The sequence below is a fragment of the Sporomusa sp. genome (assembly GCF_035561155.1).
Classification (GTDB): domain Bacteria; phylum Bacillota; class Negativicutes; order Sporomusales; family Sporomusaceae; genus Sporomusa.
On sequence record NZ_DATMYD010000031.1, the window covers coordinates 1 to 17,940 of the forward strand.

19 protein-coding genes are annotated in these 17,940 nt (G+C 46.6%); 13 read left to right on the forward strand and 6 right to left on the reverse strand.

Going from position 1 to position 17,940, the window contains the following annotated elements:
• Positions 1-408 precede the first annotated feature (408 nt).
• Complete coding sequence (locus VN447_RS04435) at positions 409-957, forward strand: CBO0543 family protein (RefSeq protein ID WP_325523217.1); 549 nt, start codon at positions 409-411, stop codon at positions 955-957.
• Between the two features lie 61 nt (positions 958-1,018).
• On the opposite strand, the gene VN447_RS04440 is transcribed toward VN447_RS04435, so the two are convergent.
• Positions 1,019-1,306, reverse strand: a complete 288-nt coding sequence (locus tag VN447_RS04440; protein WP_325523219.1) for a hypothetical protein — start codon at positions 1,304-1,306, stop codon at positions 1,019-1,021.
• Between the two features lie 230 nt (positions 1,307-1,536).
• Between VN447_RS04440 and VN447_RS04445 the strand changes: the two genes are divergently transcribed.
• On the forward strand, positions 1,537-2,607 hold the full coding sequence (locus VN447_RS04445) for an MBL fold metallo-hydrolase (RefSeq protein WP_325523221.1): 1,071 nt from the start codon (positions 1,537-1,539) through the stop codon (positions 2,605-2,607).
• A 91-nt stretch (positions 2,608-2,698) separates the two neighbouring features.
• Here the strand turns inward: VN447_RS04445 and VN447_RS04450 are convergent, their stop codons facing one another.
• Both VN447_RS04450 and VN447_RS04455 read right to left on the reverse strand, forming a co-directional pair.
• Positions 2,699-3,907 (reverse strand): DUF401 family protein, encoded by a 1,209-nt coding sequence (locus tag VN447_RS04450; RefSeq protein ID WP_325523223.1) that lies wholly within the window; start codon positions 3,905-3,907, stop codon positions 2,699-2,701.
• 150 nt (positions 3,908-4,057) lie between these two features.
• Positions 4,058-4,447, reverse strand: a complete 390-nt coding sequence (locus tag VN447_RS04455) for a helix-turn-helix transcriptional regulator (RefSeq protein ID WP_325523225.1) — start codon at positions 4,445-4,447, stop codon at positions 4,058-4,060.
• Positions 4,448-4,617: 170 nt separating this feature from the next.
• On the opposite strand from VN447_RS04455, the gene VN447_RS04460 reads away from it, so the two are divergent.
• The 3 genes from VN447_RS04460 to VN447_RS04470 all read left to right on the forward strand — a co-directional run bounded on the left by VN447_RS04460 (position 4,618) and on the right by VN447_RS04470 (position 6,526).
• Positions 4,618-5,310 carry a two-component system sensor histidine kinase NtrB gene (locus VN447_RS04460; RefSeq protein ID WP_325523324.1) on the forward strand — a complete coding sequence of 231 codons (693 nt, stop codon included), beginning with the start codon at positions 4,618-4,620 and terminating at the stop codon, positions 5,308-5,310.
• Positions 5,311-5,397: 87 nt separating this feature from the next.
• The gene (locus VN447_RS04465) at positions 5,398-6,156 is read left to right on the forward strand and encodes an MBL fold metallo-hydrolase (RefSeq protein WP_325523227.1); all 759 of its coding nucleotides are present in this window, start codon (positions 5,398-5,400) and stop codon (positions 6,154-6,156) included.
• Positions 6,157-6,160: 4 nt separating this feature from the next.
• Complete coding sequence (locus VN447_RS04470) at positions 6,161-6,526, forward strand: VOC family protein (protein WP_325523229.1); 366 nt, start codon at positions 6,161-6,163, stop codon at positions 6,524-6,526.
• Positions 6,527-6,638: 112 nt separating this feature from the next.
• Here the strand turns inward: VN447_RS04470 and rbr are convergent, their stop codons facing one another.
• Complete coding sequence (gene rbr / locus VN447_RS04475; RefSeq protein WP_325523231.1) at positions 6,639-7,223, reverse strand: rubrerythrin; 585 nt, start codon at positions 7,221-7,223, stop codon at positions 6,639-6,641.
• Between the two features lie 282 nt (positions 7,224-7,505).
• On the opposite strand from rbr, the gene VN447_RS04480 reads away from it, so the two are divergent.
• The 8 genes from VN447_RS04480 to VN447_RS04515 all read left to right on the forward strand — a co-directional run bounded on the left by VN447_RS04480 (position 7,506) and on the right by VN447_RS04515 (position 14,939).
• Positions 7,506-8,366, forward strand: coding sequence for a Cof-type HAD-IIB family hydrolase (locus VN447_RS04480; protein ID WP_325523233.1), 861 nt, complete (start codon positions 7,506-7,508; stop codon positions 8,364-8,366).
• A gap of 150 nt (positions 8,367-8,516) precedes the next feature.
• Entirely contained in the window at positions 8,517-9,248 is a 732-nt protein-coding gene (locus VN447_RS04485) for a GntR family transcriptional regulator (RefSeq protein WP_325523235.1), read from the forward strand.
• A gap of 56 nt (positions 9,249-9,304) precedes the next feature.
• Positions 9,305-10,702 (forward strand): N-acetylglucosamine-specific PTS transporter subunit IIBC, encoded by a 1,398-nt coding sequence (gene nagE / locus VN447_RS04490; protein ID WP_325523237.1) that lies wholly within the window; start codon positions 9,305-9,307, stop codon positions 10,700-10,702.
• 59 nt (positions 10,703-10,761) lie between these two features.
• Positions 10,762-11,655, forward strand: coding sequence for an N-acetylmuramic acid 6-phosphate etherase (gene murQ, locus VN447_RS04495; protein ID WP_325523239.1), 894 nt, complete (start codon positions 10,762-10,764; stop codon positions 11,653-11,655).
• Entirely contained in the window at positions 11,639-12,808 is a 1,170-nt protein-coding gene (gene nagA / locus VN447_RS04500) for an N-acetylglucosamine-6-phosphate deacetylase (RefSeq protein ID WP_325523241.1), read from the forward strand. The genes murQ and nagA overlap by 17 nt, the downstream gene beginning before the upstream one ends.
• A complete protein-coding gene (gene nagB, locus VN447_RS04505) occupies positions 12,780-13,520 on the forward strand; it encodes a glucosamine-6-phosphate deaminase (RefSeq protein ID WP_325523243.1) in 741 nt (246 codons plus the stop codon). The genes nagA and nagB overlap by 29 nt, the downstream gene beginning before the upstream one ends.
• Positions 13,517-14,434: a haloacid dehalogenase-like hydrolase gene (locus VN447_RS04510; RefSeq protein WP_325523245.1), complete on the forward strand. Its 918-nt coding sequence runs from the start codon at positions 13,517-13,519 to the stop codon at positions 14,432-14,434. The genes nagB and VN447_RS04510 overlap by 4 nt, the downstream gene beginning before the upstream one ends.
• Positions 14,435-14,456: 22 nt before the next feature.
• Positions 14,457-14,939, forward strand: a complete 483-nt coding sequence (locus tag VN447_RS04515) for a PTS glucose transporter subunit IIA (RefSeq protein WP_325523247.1) — start codon at positions 14,457-14,459, stop codon at positions 14,937-14,939.
• 64 nt (positions 14,940-15,003) lie between these two features.
• Here the strand turns inward: VN447_RS04515 and larA are convergent, their stop codons facing one another.
• Together larA and VN447_RS04525 are read right to left on the reverse strand one after the other, a co-directional pair.
• Positions 15,004-16,302: a nickel-dependent lactate racemase gene (gene larA / locus VN447_RS04520; protein ID WP_325523249.1), complete on the reverse strand. Its 1,299-nt coding sequence runs from the start codon at positions 16,300-16,302 to the stop codon at positions 15,004-15,006.
• 74 nt (positions 16,303-16,376) lie between these two features.
• The gene (locus VN447_RS04525) at positions 16,377-17,675 is read right to left on the reverse strand and encodes an MFS transporter (RefSeq protein ID WP_325523251.1); all 1,299 of its coding nucleotides are present in this window, start codon (positions 17,673-17,675) and stop codon (positions 16,377-16,379) included.
• Between the last annotated feature and the right edge of the window lie 265 nt (positions 17,676-17,940).

Genomic DNA, 17,940 nt, shown 5'->3' on the forward strand with positions numbered 1-17,940 from the left:
ATTTAAGCTACCCACCGCAGTTTAGCTGTGAATCTTGTGGCGGGGTAATGCATCCACGTTACTATAAAGGGGTCCATGGATTCGAGTACCGGATTTCGGATGTGCTCGATACCAAAGGACCGCGTTAGCGGTTTTTCTTAATATTACCCTTTTTTGATTAATCGAAAAATTAGCAAAGACCGGCCGTCCGGGTTATGGACTTTATGCAGGGCACTGGCTGCTGCACAATACGCCGCCACTACCGGTAACAATGGCAACTTTTTCAGTGAAATTGGTGAATAGTGTACTGATATTTCTGGGATAACTATGCTAACGCAACACAGGGGACTTGGCATTGCTGGACAAACTGCCTGGAACAATGAGCGGAAGAAGAATGGTAATATTTCTATAAGCTTTAGGAGGAGTCCAATGTCCGGTGTTCTCTCAGAGGAGCAATTGGCGCAATTAACCCAAGAATTAACTCAGGCGCGTATAGAACACTGGTTAGTGCATGATCTTTTCGCATGGCAATGGTGGTTTTTATTAGCATTACTCATCATACCTTGGATAATTTTTTACTACACTGCGGACAGGAAGAAACTTCCCCAGCTTTGGCTATATGGGCTATTTATCCATATAATAATTATTAAGCTTGATGCGATAGGCTTTGAAATTGGCTGTTGGATATACCCTTATAAACTATTACCGTTTGGTTCTTTTGCTGCTTTTATAGATACCAGTCCACTGCCTGTTATTTATATGCTGGAATATCAATACTTTACTTCCTGGCAGAGTTTTATAAAAATTAGTATATTGACTGCTACAGTATTCTCCTTTATTTGTGAGCCAATCTTGGAAGCCATAGGGATATATATTCCTTTGAAATGGCATCATATTTGTAGCTTTCCAATCTATATCGCTATGCCATGTTTGATGAGATTAGTCGTTGAGAAGATATACTTGGCTGCAAAGAGATAAATTCAATAAAAGCCGGCCTCCTCGTGTTATGAGGGGCCGGCTTTGGTGTGCAACGCTGGTTTTACCGTACAAGTACACTGATTTTGGTTATAATATCCTTGAATCTATTACCGCTAATAGAAAAGTTTTCGGCAAAGTCTTGCGGGGATGTGTATTGTTGTTCTGTGTCGGCAGCGTTATATTCTATTACCGATAATTTGTTGTCGTAATAAGTTACTACATACTTTTGTTCGTTATATTCAAAGATAATTTCCTCATAAGTATTGATATCTTCATAAAAATCTTCTAAGGTTTTATATTTATCAGGCAGCGTCTGATGGACGCTATTTCTTAATTTAATGACAACCAAGGTAAAGGGCCTCCTTTAAGTATTTCTTTTATTATACCATATCGGAGGCTTGATATTACCTAACAATATTAAATGCAATCTCTAATGGAATTATTAACCAAAATGATATACTATAATAAAGAGAGACTTAGCTTCAGGTGGGGTTTTACCCCGTCTGAAGTTTAGTCGAACTTATCCAGCGACTTGGTCATCGGACTAAATTAGATCTTCGGTTAAAGGAGCGTGAATGTATGATATTTAAGCAAATAAACCCACATTCCTGCCGTACATACCTTATCGGTAATGAGAACGATAATAGTGTGATTCTCGTAGATCCTGTAATCGATCATTTTGCGGATTACCTCGATTTATTAAAGAAAGACGGGTTAACTCTTACCCATGTTATTGATACACATATCCATGCAGACCATATCTCTGCCGGCTCATCATTAAAGGATGTAACCGGGTGCGAATATGTAATGCACGAAGCTGCGCCGCCCCAATGTGTCAGTGTGCGTGTGCAGGATGGTGATGTCTTACGATTTAACACCATAGAGATCAAAGTCATGCATACACCTGGGCACACTCGGGATTCGATCAGTCTGATCGTAGGGGATAAGCTTCTGACAGGAGATTTCCTGTTTCTTGATGATGCCGGTGCAGGCAGGGATGATCTTCCCGGCGGCAATCCGGCCGACCATTGGGAGAGCTTGAATAAATTGAATGAACTGCCAGACAATCTGATGATATATCCAGCGCATGAATACAGAAACCGGCAGCCGTCTACGCTTGGCAGGCAGCGTCAGAGCAATCCGCACCTGCAAAAACGAAGTAAAGAAGAGTTTATAAAGTACCTGGAAGATCTTCGGCTTGGTCCTGCTGACTGGATGAAAGATGTTCTCCAGGCTAATTACGCGTGTGCCAAAGATCCGAATGCAGCCTGGATTCCCATAGACACACCGGCCTGTGAAATCAAGGGTACAATGGAGAAGGGCGTAAACGAGATTGAGGTCCAGTATATAGAGGCCCAGGAATTGAATAACTGGCTTCAAACAAGCAGATTAGAAGTGCTGCTCATTGATGTGCGGGAAAAAAATGAGTTGACTGGCCCGCTTGGACAAATAGAGGGTATACTCCATATCCCGATAGGCCAATTGACAGGCAAACTTACAGAGCTTCAAGAGCATAAACAGAAAAATATTGTTGTAGTTTGCCGTTCAGGGGCAAGAGCGACTACCGGCGCTCAGATATTAAAAAAGGCGGGCTTTGAAAGGGTATATGTTCTTAAAGGCGGGATGATTTCCTGGAATAAATCTAAATAGTATTAAAAAAGCAAAACCGGCAGGATATGTAACCCTGCCGGTTTCTTCGCCTGCATAAAATATGCGTCCCGCAGGCAATTCTTTTAGTCTATTAGATTGTTACGACAAAATAGACAGCAGCCACCATAATAAGTTCTAAAAAGGCAATAGGCCGTAGTGTCTTTAAAAAATCGGCTTTAAAGTAATCCAGTGTTACCAATAAGCAGAGGTGGGCCGGGGACAGCATCTGCCCAGCCGTACCCAGGACAAAGCAAATCATAGCCAGGGTAACATTGCCGGGTGACAATACGGCGATAAAGGGAAAGGTTATGGCAACAAAGCCTTGGGAGGTACCTGTTAAAATCCCGGATACAAAGGCAATTGCGCCGATAACGATAGCGTTAGATACAGCTAAACTGTTAAGCAGTACAGCAATATCCTCAATCGCGCCGGTTTGGCGTAGAATGTTTTGAAAGAAGAGGATGGCAATTATGCCCCACAGTAGCTTACGATCAAAAGCATGAGAAAGCATGGCGCGAATATCAGGTACGCCTTGCCGTAAGATCAGTACCATAGCTGCGACAACAAGGGCCATGGAAATAGAAGCGGCTAGTTTGAAAAAAACGACAAGAACAAAGTTTACAAGTATGGGGCCTGCCGCCAGTGTAATATAATAATACCCGCGCTCGGTGTCGTCAGTGGTGCTGGTGGGAGCGGTTGTGCCCTGCTGTTTTTTTAGGGCCGATAAGAAAAACAACCAGCCGATAATCGTCGCAAACGCTGTAAGCCAAGCCATGTTAGCGATAAGGGCACTGAGCGGTATAGCGGAAAGCTGGCTGGCAAGCAGCATGCCTGTGAAAATTGGGTTAGTAAATTCCCAAATGTGGCGAAACCAATAGTTAACCGCTGTTTTGGCTTCGGCGGTCAACTGATAGGGTTTGCTGGCGCTTTCTACTAAGGGAGCCGAAAAGATAGCACCACCCAAGGAGGGCAAGAAGCCGAGAAAAGCAGGCATTAAGGCCAACAGGATACGCTCGCTGCGCAATATTCTGCGGGCGGTTGACATTAATCCGTCAACAATGCCGCCGATACGCAGCTGGTATTCAAGGCACATGACAAAATATAAGGCCAGCACGATCTCCCAGGTGCTGTGGCTAGTAATGGTTGTTAATACTGCCGTTTTTATGTGTAACAGGTTAAGACCGGATAGTACCCATAAAACGCTTGCGCCGACTAGCATAGCGTTGCCCATTTTTACTTTACGGTTAAGCAAGAGTACAATAATGGCGAGTGTGATCAGCACTTTTAGTATGGCAAGCATATACGTCAACAACTCCTGTATAAAAAATGTAACTCCCTGATGTATTCCATATGGGGGCTGCGATACCTGCAACTTCTGAAATGCAAGAGATCAATAAACAGTGAACGGGATATCCAGCCGTTTTGGCATCGAATATCCCGTTTGCGATTGCTATTTTGCTTTGCCGTTTTTTAATGATAACGCTATTTTTGCGTTTAATTCCAGTAGTTGTTGGACAGCGTCAGGTCCAACGCCGTAGGCTTGAGCGGTGGCGATTACTTTTTCCCATGATTTATCAATATATATCTGGTAGTCGCCGACAGCCTCATGCAATAAAACTGCCTTTGACGGACTGCCTGCTTTGTCAAGCTTATGGCCCACAAGCCAGTCAATACTTACCTGGAAAAATGCTGCGATGCGGCTTAAGGTTGCTATATCCGGTTCCCGGCGGTCAACCTCCCAGGAAGCCAATGTTGAGCGGTCTACTTTAAGTATGGCAGCTAATTCTTCTTGCGTTAAATTATTTCGCAGTTGTTTGATTCTTGCACCTAGGGTTTCCATAAGCCCACACTCCTTACTACTACGATAACGTGCTTATGTCCCCGGTTCAATTATTGTGTCTATAAGACATTTGTTGAAAAGGGATTTTGAAATAACTGCCGAATTAAGTGTCTTAAAGACACTGGCAAGAGGGAAAGGTATACATGTGAGGGGGCATTTCGGTGGATAGTATGTATCCAAGGGCAAACGATATCGAAGCAGCTAGGATTTCTCGCCGGGATTTAATTGGGCGAATTGCTATTGGGGTAGCGCATGAAATTAGAAATCCACTGACTGTGATAAAAGGATATTTGCAACTACAGGGAAAAAAGTCAGCATACTGTACAGGAGAATCGCTAGATATTATCTTGCAGGAATTACATAAGATCGAGGAATTAGTAACCGATATTATATCATTGGCCCACAATAAAGTGAGTAAAAAAACTCCTGAGAACCTCAACCGCATACTTGAAAAGGTTTATCCGGATGTCCGGAGGGCTGCTGCCAGGAACGGTATTGTGGCTGAACTACGGCTAAGCGATAATTTACCATTGCTGAACTTAAATGCAGAAGAGATAGAACAGCTGATAATGAATCTGGCCTACAACGGGATAGAGGCTATGAGGACAAGCGGTAGATTAACGCTTGGTGCCGTCCGTGAGTCGAATGGTGTTATCTTGTATGTTCAAGATGAAGGTCGAGGCATCCCGCCGGAGCAAATAGAACAGATTTTCGACCCGTTTTATACTACCAAAGCAAATAATACGGGTCTGGGGCTTGCGGTCAGTCTCAGTATTGTTGAAAGGCATCAAGGAGAAATTGAGATCATATCAACTATAGGAGCGGGGAGTGTATTTAAAATTTTGTTTCCGGTTGTGGAATAGCGCAGGGGAAGGTGGTTCTGTTGCTCGATTTAGTAAAATGTGGTAATATAAATTAACCAAAATACATAAAGTATGGATGGTGGGAACATGAATTATTTGGTGTCCCGGCTGACTGCCGGAGCTTACGTAATAGCTGTTGAAGATACTTTCACCTGGGACGGTGCATCTTATACCAACCTATATGTATTACAACGGAGCGGGCAAACCATCTTGATCGACACAGGGCTGAAACAATACCAGCCTGCCATCGTCGAGGCGCTTGCCAAAATTGGTGTGACGCCTGAGCAGGTTACTCATATCCTGCTGACCCATGGACATCACGATCATGTTGAGGGAGCTGACCTATTTGGGCGTGCCAAAAAATTTGTGCATCATGCGGATTTGCCTTTGCTGACGGCGCCGCTGGCGGCACAGTTTGTTCCCTATTCGCCACTGACCGATGAAAATAAGCTGTCGGCGGACGGTGTCGGCGATTTGGACATCATATTTGTCAATACGCACTCCCCTGGTTCGGTCGCAATATATGACCACATATCAAAGGCTTTGTTTGTTGGCGACTTTTTCTGCTACTTTGGCGAAGCTTTGCCTGAAGGAGAACTGGTCACTAATAGTGACTATGTCCGGCGGGGGTCTTGTCAGTATGTTGCTGCGCAGGCTGCTGCCGGCGGTGCGGAATTTAAGCATTTTATAGCAGGCTTAAGTAGACTGCTCGGTTATCAACCAGATTTCTTTTGCACCGGTCATGGTGTCGTCCTTTGTGATGATATCCAAGCTTTCATAAAAAATATGTGGCTGAGTGGAACACAAAGCCGCGAAGCAAATGCTAACTCAAAAAAGGAGCGATAAAATCATGGATTTTAGGTTTGCACACAATAACATTAATGTTCTAAACTTGGAAAAAAGTATGGCCTTCTACAAGGAGGCGCTGCAATTAGAAGAAACACGGCGTATTGAAAAATCTAGCTTTACCATTGTTTATCTAGGAGATGGGCAGACGCCGCACAAATTAGAGCTTACCTGGATTAAGGAGCGGAAGGAAGCCTATAAGCTTGGCGAAAACGAGTTTCACCTGGCCTTTATCACTAGTGACTTTGAAAAAGCATACCAACTCCACAAGGAGATGGGGTGTATTTGTTACGAAAACAAAGATATGGGGATCTATTTTATTTCCGATCCGGATGGCTATTGGCTGGAGGTTCTCCCTGAACGATTCTAACCGGCAAGGCAAATGTTGTAACAGTGAAATCGTCCATTTTAGAGCTCAGCCTGCGGATATAATAAAAGCCGGAACCCTAGATTATAGGGTTCCGGCTTTGCTTTAGCATCGTTTAATATGCTTCAACAAACACTTCAAAGAAGCCTTTTGGGTGGATACAGGCCGGACAGAGTTCGGGTGCTTGGTCGCCTGTGTGAATATAGCCGCAGTTGTTACATTTCCACTCAACTGTGCAGTCCTTTTTGAGCACAGTGTCGTTGACCAGATTATTGTACAACTTTCTGTATCTGGCTTCATGGTGTTTTTCCACTTCAGCTATTTTTCTAAAAACAACGGCGACCTCAGGGAAGCCCTCTTGGTCAGCAACATCGGCAAAATGGGGATACAACTCAGCCCATTCTTCGTTTTCGCCATGAGCAGCGGCCAAGAGATTAGCTTTGGTGTCACCCCAGGCAACTGGATAATCGGCATGAATGTTAACCATTTCACCGTCTAAGCTTGCGATAAGAAACTTATAGAAACGCTTAGCGTGCTCCTTCTCGTTGTCAGCTGTTTCGATGAACAGATTGGAGATTTGTACATAGCCTTCTTTTTTAGCTGTTGAAGCATAGTAGGTGTAACGGGTTCTGGCCTGTGATTCGCCAGCAAATGCTTTCATCAGGTTTTCGGCAGTCTTTGTTCCTTTTAAACATTTCATAGTAGTCTCCCTCACTTATAAAAATTTTTTACATAATTAACAAGTTGATCGGAATGCCTTTCTCCGGCAGTTGCTTCTAAAGTAATATTTACTACAAAAATGAGGAAAATCCTGCATGATTGCTGAAAAAGTTGTTTCAATAAACAGCCGATTGGCAGTGAAGTATAATGATTGAGCAAATATGTCCGCTTTACAAGCTGCTCACAGATATAATTTACTAGGATACATTGGCAGGTCTTTTTTGTGTCAGGACGAATGTATTAGCTATGTGAGGTGGTGTATGTGAAACTTATTGCGATTGATTTGGATGGTACCTTGTTAGGTTGCGAGGACCAAATTAGCCGGGAAAATGCAGCTGCTCTTAAGCGTGCACAGACACTGGGGATAGAAATAGCTATTGCGACTGGCAGAACATATCGTGAGGCTGTTGATTTTTGCCGACAGATAGGTATTACAACCCATGTGATCAGCTCAAACGGGGCGTTAGTCCACTCGAAGGCAGGTGACAGGCTATTAGCGGTAACGCTTGATAAACAAACAACTGCGCACATTGTTAGCTGGCTCGAAGAGCAGCGGTATTATTATGAAGTGTCTGCCGAAGGGGCTATTTGGAGCCCCATGCACGGACGGCAGTGGTTAGAACAGGAGATCCAGCAGTTTGAACAAAATAATCCCCTGGAGGATTTATCCCGGCTTCGGTTTGAGTCAGGGAAAATTTACCGCTCAATCAATCTGGTTGACCGTTATCAACAGATATTGGAGAAGAATGATAGCTATTATAAGGTGTACGTCTTTGCTGCAGATGCCATGCGGTTAAAGGCTGGCTACACCAAATTCGGGGATAGTGAGGATTTGGCTGTCGTTTCATCAATGGATTATAATTTTGAACTTATGCACCGGGAGGCCAGCAAAGGCAATGGTTTGAAAACCCTGGCCGGAGAGCTGGGAATTTCGGTCGATAGTACTGCGGCTATCGGGGATAACTATAATGATGTGTCAATGTTTGCAACCGCCGGGTTTAGTGTAGCCATGGGTAATGCCCGGGCTGATATTAAGGCAAATTGCGATATGGTAACAGATACAAATGAAAACCACGGTGTGGCTAATGCATTAGACCGGCTGATGCAGTTGCATTATGGTTGAGTAATAAGCCGATTGCCGGCAAGGTTAGATGAATAAATAAAATATTATAAAAATATCATTGTTTTTACAGTATTTGGTGTTATAATGAATGTGGTGGTATATACAACATGACAACATATCAATACATTTACTTTGTTTGGAGTGACGTGCATGAAAAAGATAGATAAAGATTCACCCCTACCATTATATTATCAATTGAAAGATATTATCTGTGAGATGATTGAAGATGACGAATTACAGCCTGATGACCCTATCCCCTCTGAGCGGGAGTTGTGCGAGCAGCATGACATCAGCCGGATGACAGTCAACAAGGCCATTACCAGTCTGGTAACCGAAGGCATACTGTACCGGGAACAGGGAAAGGGCACGTTTGTCGCCAGGGGCAAGGAAAAGCACTCGCTATCCAGTCTGCTCGGCTTTACCGAAGAGATGCAGCAGCGCGGCCTGGATGTATTTACTAAGCAGATTTCCTTCCGCAAAAAAATGGCCAATAAGTGGCTGCAGCAGGAGCTTCTATTAGACAAAGACCAGGAGGTATTTGAAATCATCCGGTTACGCTATGTATCCGGTCAGCCGTTTGCACTTGAAACTGCCTATCTGCCGGTTTTCCTGTGTCAGGAGCTGACTGCCGGGCGGCTTGAAGGCAAAGCCCTCTATGAGGTGCTCAACCGGGAATTCGGCCTGCAGATGAACTATGCCTATCAGACGATAGAACCTGTAGCTGTCAACGATTATGAAAGTGAACTGCTGGAGGTTAAGCAGGGGGCTTTGGCGCTTTTGTTTTCCCGCCGGACGTATCTTAAAAGCAATGTCCCGATGGAGGTTACTAAAGCCATCTACCGGGGCGACAGATACAAATTTGAAATCACCTTACGCCGGTAGTGGCATGCGGGATATCCCGCGTGACAAATAGAGCTACAACAGGAGGTACATAGGTAATGGATGGTTGGTTTGGAAAACTCCAAAAGATCGGCAAGGCGCTCATGCTGCCTGTCGCCGTACTGCCGGCAGCAGCCCTGCTCCTCAGGTTTGGTGCTGACGATGTCCTTAATATCCCGTTTGTCATGCAGGCCGGGGCTGCTGTTTTTGACAATCTGGCGCTGTTGTTTGCCATTGGTATTGCGGTCGGTATCGCCCATGACAACAATGGTGCTGCCGGATTGGCCGGTAGTGTAGGCTACCTTGTTCTTACTAATGGAGTAAAAGCCATTGACCCTAAACTCAATATGAGTGTCCTCGCCGGTATTATTAGTGGTTTATTAGCAGGGTATCTTTATAATCGGTTCTATAATATCAAATTACCTGAATTCCTGGGCTTCTTTGGGGGGCGTCGCTTTATCCCCATTGTGACGGCAGCTTCAGCCATTGTGCTGGCCGGTGTCTTTGGGGTTATCTGGCCGCCGCTGCAGAATATGATTCATGCCATCGGCGAGTGGATTATCGGTGCCGGCGCAGTCGGTGCATTTATCTTCGGGGTATGTAACCGGTTGCTGATTCCTTTTGGCCTTCATCATATTCTTAATAGCTTTATTTGGTTTGTTTTTGGCAATTATACCGATAAGGCCGGTAAAGTAGTGACAGGTGACCTGAACCGCTTCTTCGCCGGCGACCCGACAGCCGGAAACTTTATGGCCGGTTTTTACCTGATCTTCATGTTTGCCTTGCCGGCGGTGGCGTTTGCCATTTACCGCTGTGCGAAACCTCAAAACCGTAAGAGTATTGGTGGTGCGTTGTTTTCGGTGGCGTTTACCGCTTTTCTGACAGGGATTACCGAACCAATTGAATTCATGTTTATGTTTTTGGCACCCATGCTGTATTTCTTCCATGCCATTCTCACCGGTGCGGCTATGGCAGTTTGCTATTCCTTTGGGATTTTACACGGCTTCGGTTTTTCGGCCGGTTTAATTGACTATCTGCTTAACTGGAAACTGGCGACAAATCCAGGCATGATTATTCCTGTGGGTTTGGTGTTTGCCGGCGTTTATTATGGTGTTTTTTCCTGGGCCATCAAAAAATATGATATCCTGACACCAGGACGGTATGACGAGAGCGAAGAGGCTGTTTTGCAAAACGCCGATCTTGGCACATTGCCAGCAGCGCTGCTTGCTAAGCTGGGAGGCAGTGCCAATGTCGAAAGCCTGGATTCCTGCATCACCCGCTTGCGGATGACAGTAAAAAATGCTGATATCATTCAGGAAAGCGAGCTTAAAGCCTTGGGCATCAGCGGCATGATTCGCAAAGGCAACAATCTGCAGGTTATTGTTGGTACCAAAGCCGAGCTCATTGCTGACGAAATCAAGAAACTACTTGCAGTAAATAAGAACATCAATATGTAGTTGAAAATTCGGGAGCTGACCGGCTCCCCATTTTCAATTGCCTGGGGGAATACAGGTATATGCGGCAGTCGATTACAGCGATAAAAGAGATAGACGAGATGTCTACAATAGAACTGATAGAATTGTTTAACAGTGAGGATAAAAAGGTTGCCACCTCAGTAGCGGCCAGCATTGGCTCTATCGTCAAGGCCGTTGATGCGGTTAGTGAAGTGCTTGCTGCCGGCGGCCGGATGATCTACATCGGTTCGGGTACTGCCGGGAAGATTGGTGTCATGGACGCGTCCGAATGTCCGCCGACTTTTGGTGTGGCTGATGATTTAGTATCAGCGGTCATCTCAGGGGGGGCACAGGCTGTTGTCGGCTGGTGTGAAGACACCGAAGACGATGAAAGCCAGGCTGTGCGGGATATCGCGGCTAAAACGGTAACCGGGCAGGATATTGTAGTCGGTATCAGCGCCAGCGGCAACACCCCCTATGTATTGGCTGCTGTACAATTTGCCAGAGAGCAGGGAGCCAGAACAATTGGAGTCAGCTGCTCCCCCCAGAGTAAGCTCGCCGCTGCAGTTGATATATCCATAATGGTGGATGTTGGTCCCGAAATCATCCTGGGTTCGACAAGGCTTAAGGCTGGCACGGCGCAGAAGATGGTGATTAATATGCTGTCATCCTGTGCCATGATTAAGCTGGGGAAAACCTACGGCAGCCTGATGGTAAATGTCAGGCCAATAAACGCGAAGTTAAAACAGCGGGTTCTTGACATTATCCAGGAGGCTGCAGCGTGCAGTGCCGAAGCGGCGCGGCAGGCGCTGGCACAAACAGGCGGGAACACCAAAGCGGCTATCCTGATGCTGCTTACCGGACTGGAGCCTGCGGCAGCCATAAGGCTGTTGGAGAAAAATAAGGGTTACTTAAAAATAGCGATAAAGGACGATCAGCTTGAAAGCTATTTATAATGCGAGAATCATCACAACAGCAGGCATACTTGAAAAGTACGCAGTAGTTTATTCAGATAAGATTATTGCTGTTGTTCCCGAGCCGGCGCTTGCCGGCTATATTCTGACAGACAGGATGAATGCCCGCGGGCATTATCTTGCCCCAGGTTTCATAGATTTGCACATTCACGGCGGTGCCGGAGCCGATACCATGGATGTAGCGGGAGATGCCCTGGCAGTTATGAGCCGAATTCTGCCGCAGAGCGGTGTGACGGCTTTTTTGCCGACAACCATGACGATGAAGTTTGAGCTTGTAACAGCGGCGCTTGAACGGGTTAGAGCCCAAATAGGGCATTGCCCCGGTGCTGAGATTTTAGGCTGCCATTTTGAAGGGCCGTTTATCAATGCCGACTACAAGGGGGCGCAGGATGCACAATATATCACAACTCCGAGTTTTGCGAAGATTGCCGGTTTTGCCGATGTCATAAAAATCGCCACAATAGCCCCGGAACTGCCGGGCAGCCTTGCTTTTATTCGTGAGGCGGTAGACCACAACATTGTTGTGTCTATCGGTCATAGTGCCGCAACCTACGAGCAGGCCTTAGCGGCTATTACCGCCGGAACGTCTCATGTTACCCATATGTTTAACGCGATAGCAGCCTCTAATCACCGCCGTCCCGGTGTCTTGGGGGCCATCCTGGACAGCAGTGTTACGTGCGAATTGATTGCCGATAATATCCATGTTCATCCTGCCAGCCAGCGGTTGCTTTACCGGCTGACTGGCGGTGAGCGCCTGATCTTAATTACCGATGCTATGCGGGCCTGCCTTATGCCTGATGGGTACTATGAATTAGGCGGGCAGCAGGTCAGTGTGGCTGACAGCACAGCCCAACTGGATAACGGCGTTATTGCCGGTAGTGTGCTGACGCTTGACAAAGCTGTGGCTAACTTCAGAAAGACATCCGGGTTAGCGTTACATGAGGTTGTCAATATGGTGACAATGAATCCTGCCCGAAAACTAAGGATGGATCATTGTAAAGGCAGTATTGTACCGGGAAACCAGGCTGATATGGTCATTTTTGACGAGAATATTACTATACTTGAGACAATTGTTAAAGGTAGGACTGTTTACCGGAGGTGGCCGCATGCGGATAGTGATTGCCAGAGGTTATGAGGATATGAGTATGCGGGCTGCCATGATTGTCGCCGGTCAGGTATGCCTTAACCCTGACAGTGTGCTGGGCCTGGCAACAGGCAGTACACCCCTGCTGATGTATAATAAACTGGTTGAGATGCACCATAAGGCCGGACTGGATTTTTCTAATGTTATTTCGTTTAACCTTGATGAATACCTGGGGTTGGCTAAAGAGGATCAAAACAGCTACTACTGGTACATGTACCATAATTTTTTTAATTATATTAATATTGCCAGTGGCAACATTCACATCCCAAACGGCATGACTCAGGATATTGACCAGGAATGCCGCCGGTATGACCGGGAGATTCAGCAATGTGGCGGGATTGACCTGCAGATTCTGGGTATTGGCACCAATGGCCATATCGGGTTTAATGAGCCTGACATAAAATTCGAGGCGACAACCCACAAGGTAAAGTTAGACCAGGAAACAGTGAGTGCTAATGCCCGGTTTTTTGCTGATATTAGTGAAGTGCCGCGCTTTGCCATCAGCATGGGTATTAAAACCATTATGCATGCCAAAAAGATATTGCTTTTAGCCAATGGCAAGAGCAAGGCAGATGCCATATACCGGGCAATATACCAGGGGATTACACCAGAAACGCCGGCATCTATTCTGCAATTGCATCAGGATGTTACCGTCATTGTGGAGGAAAGCGCGTCAGAATATATTAGGGAGAAGATCGCATGAGTATTGCCAGAATCTTGGATTTACGGCCTGAAGAATTAGTTAGGGCGACCGCAAAAGACCTGCTGGCGGCAATAAGGGCAGCCGAGGGGCGGACAATTCTTGCTGAGGTGATTTGCCCGGTTATGCCCATTCTGTATGATGTCGGTAACGCCGAGCTTGTGGCAGCGATGGGGGCTGATATTATTCTACTTAACCTTTATAATGCACAGCAACCGGCCGTGTTCGGACTCTCGCCGGTGGTAGGGCAGAGCGTTATTGAAACAGTCAAAGGACTGACAGGACGTCCGATTGGGGTTAACCTAGAGGCTGTTGATTGGGACAGCGATGTGCAGGGAAAACGGGTTAAGGTAGAGCAAGGCAGAATGGCTACACCGGACAACGCCCGGCAGGCCTATGAACAGGGTGCCTGTATGATAACCGTGACTGGGAATCCTGGGACAGGGGTAACTAACAGCCAGATCAGACAAGCGGTAGCACAGATTCGCGCTGAGTTAGGTGAGAACATTATTATTGCCGCAGGTAAAATGCATGCAGCCGGAATCGACGGCGTGGCGGGAGACTCTTTTTTGAGTCAAGCCGAAGTGGATGGCTTTCTCTCAGCAGGTGCAGACATTATCCTGATGCCAGCACCTGGAACAGTACCGGGAATAACGGTAGATAGTGCCAGGGCGGTGGCTGCCTATGTGCATGGTCACGGCAGACTTGTTATGACAGCAGTGGGCACATCCCAAGAAGGTGCAGACACGCAGACCATCAGGACAATTGCTCTCAACGCCAAAATGGCTGGTGCTGACATTCATCATATTGGTGACTCAGGCTACATGGGGATAGCCGTACCGGAAAATATCATGGACTACTCGATCGCTGTGCGCGGACGTAGGCACACTTTCCGGCGTATGGCCATGCGGGTATAGCATACTAATAGGTGGGAACAGCATGTTTAATTTATTTACAAGCAAAAAGACAGTAGTAACATTATATGCCCCGGTAAAAGGGCGGATCATAGATATAACAGAGGTGCCTGACCCCGTTTTTGCCGGACTCATGATGGGCGATGGCCTGGGGGTTGAGCCGGCAGAGGGCGTGATAATTGCCCCGTGCGACGGCGAAATAGTGCTTGTATCCAAAACCCTGCATGCTGTGGCACTCAAGACCTGTGAAGGGTTGGAGGTATTAATTCATGTGGGCCTGGACACGGTAGAACTAGGCGGGCAGGGGTTTGTTGCTCATGTACAGCCTGGAGACAAAGTAACACGCGGCGACAAGCTGCTGACATTTAACCGGGACTATATTCAGAGTCAGGGAAAATCACTGATAACGCCTATTGTTATCACCAACATGGCCGATAAAGTTGCTGGTATCAGCAAGTTTTTGGACAAAACTAACGGCATCATCATGGAAGTGGCAGTCCGGAAGTAATAGCGAAAGCAGAAAAAAACAGCCCGACCTGGTTTTCAGGTTCGGGCTGTTTCCTCTTGTAAAACTATCCCTGCAGCAGCGGCACAGTATTGGCCGCATGCGGCATAACGGTGATGGTGTAGTCTTTGCGGCCAAGCTTTTGCTCGGCGATTGCCATGGCTTCTTCAATGGTAGTAGCGGCAATCAAGCCGGCTTTTTCAATGAAATCCTTGTTTTCCGGGAGGGTGACAATAATGAAGGGAACTTTACTGGCCATAAGACCGGTTTTAAGGGCGATAAAACCAGGCACAGTAAAGGCTTTGCGCAGCGCTACTTCCCGGTCGTAGAGGGATTCGTAGTTAAACCAGCCGCTGAAATCAGGCGGTTCCATAATATCACGGCATTCTAACAGGATAATAATAACGCCGCCGTCCTCTTTAACAGCCATATACGCGTTATCGGTAGTTTTTGAGCCTTGATAAAGGTTAATATCTTTGGGGAAGCCGCCGGCAGACGCAATAACCAAATCGGCTTTAGCGCTAATGGGTACACCGAAAATCTCTTCCACCGTCTTGCAGCCTTCAAGCCAGGCGTTATACCAGTGGCCGGCCACAAAGCGGGCGAATTTCCCTTCTGGGGTGAAAACGGCATTTAGCAGGAAGGCCGGCTTCACCATAGCAGCCATCTCGGTCATATCTTCATGCATGTTGTTGCCTTCCAGCTTGCCGGAAATGCAGCTAGGGCTAATGCCCTGGCCGACAACGTCATGCAGACAGAAGCTGTGATTGCCCTGAATGCTGGAATAACCGGCAACACCGGGCATGATGGCTTTGCGGCCGCCGCCAAAACCAGCCATGAGGTGGTAAACAATACCTCCTGTCAGGATGACTTTATCGGCGTTAACAACATGTTTATTGATATATGTCTCAACACCGCGTGAGGTTTTGCCGACAAGAACAAAGTCTTCGCTAGCTGGTGCGTAGCTTTGTTCAATTTGTATGCGGCTGACAACCTCTTGGCCGTATACCAGTATGTTCTCTTTATCAGTGTGATGACGGTGAGCCCCAAGGCTGACGACCAGTTTGATATTGCTGTCAGCCACGCCTGCTGCATTAAGTTCATTTAGCAGTGTCGGCAGGAATTGATCATATTTAATCCATTGGCGCGTAATATCGCTGGCAATGATGGCAACTGTGTCGCCAGCTTTTACCACTTCGTTTAAAGGCGGTGAGTCAATCGGACTATTTACTGCCGCTTTTACTGCAGCAGGTACATCGGTAATAGCGTCAGCGTGTTTGCCTTCGACAACCTCAATCACTTGTTCTTCCGGCAGAGCGAGTTTGACCTGGCTGTCACCAAGACCTAAAACAAATTCTTTTACCATGTTTCATCCCTCCAGGTAAGCATATACTAGATTCAATTCACTATTTCCTGCAAGAAATGAGGTAAATTCCCAAATTAATATTTTTGCAAGGAAAGTATTGTCATACAAGCACAGCCGAGCGCGGCAATGCCGACCAAGAACATCAGACCGCCTACATAGCTGCCAGTCAGGCTAATGAAAAAGCCGATTAAAACAGGAGCAAACGCCGAACCGCCGTTACTCAAGCCGTTCATCATACCAGCACCGGCACCAATGGCTTTACCAGGTACAATGCGCTGCAGAATGGCCCAGGACGAAGGTAAGCCGATTGCAATGGAGGCAATACCGACCGAGATCAGCAAGGCGGCTGTCATGTTATCAGAGGCTGTTGCGCCAAAGTAAATTCCTAAAGCTGAGCCGAGATGGGCAATGGCGATAAAGGGAGCGCGACGGCCATATTTGTCAGCAAGATGGCCGAAGAACAGGATGCTGAGGGTGCCGAGAATGTAAGGCAGCGAGGCCAGTGCGCCCATTTGGGCCCAGGAAAACCCACGAGCCGCTTTGAGATAAGAAGGCAGCCAGGCCATAGTGCCCCACCAGACACAGGCAATACAGAAATAGTTAATTGTCAGCAGCCAGAAACGGTAGTTCAGAACAAAGGATTTTAGGCGCTCGCCGAGGCTTTCGGTTTTAATTTTAGATTCTTCTTCAGCCTCGACTTTTAACGCGCTTTCGATATGTTCTAATTCGGCCTTATTGATCCGTTTATGCTGGCGCGGATGATCGGTTACGTAAAACCAGAGCAATGCTAAGGGGATAAGCCCTAGAGCGCCAAGGACAAAAAAGCTGGGACGCCAGCCCCATGTCGAAACAATCCAGGTGAAGAAGGGCATTGCCAGGGCCGGACCGCCCATAAGACCAATCAACCAGACGCCATTGGCTTTGCCACGTTCATTGGGTGGAAACCAATTTTTGACGAAAGTACTCTGCATCGGCCAGTGCATGCCTTCGCCGATGCCCAGGATGACCCTAGCCACAAGCATGGTACCAAAAGTCGCAGCCCAACCACCGATAACAACCGAGATTGTCCACAGCAGTATGGAAATCGACATGGCTTTTCGGGGACCGATGTAATCGCCAAGCGGACTGAGCACCACGTTAGCTACACCATAAGCAATTAAGAATAATGTCATTAAAAGTCCCATTTGAACTGGTTGACCTTTAATCCCCATGTCAGTAAGAAAAGTATTGTCGGCAAGTAAAACAGACACATTTACCCTGTCAAGGTAAGCAACAAGTAGGGTTAAGAGCAGGATTGCCACTAACACTACCCGCTGTTTTGTCGGCTGCACAGACTCTACAGTTTCACCAGAGGCTGTTCGCGTTGTTTGCATTTCAGATTTCCTCCCATCGTGTTCTCTGTACGAAGATATTAGTGCTTGCTAATCATTATAGAGATTGTTTCATATACCGTCAATAGGGGAAATGGTTTTGGATGATTGCAATATTGAACAAAAAATGTATAGTTTTGTACTAAAAAAATAATATCTGACTGCTCTAGATACAGAAGTTGCTCTCGTCATCTTACCTCTATTAAGGCATACCTACATAAACAAACATGCGGGTGGGAAAATTAGAGGAAAAGGCGACAGGAGCAAA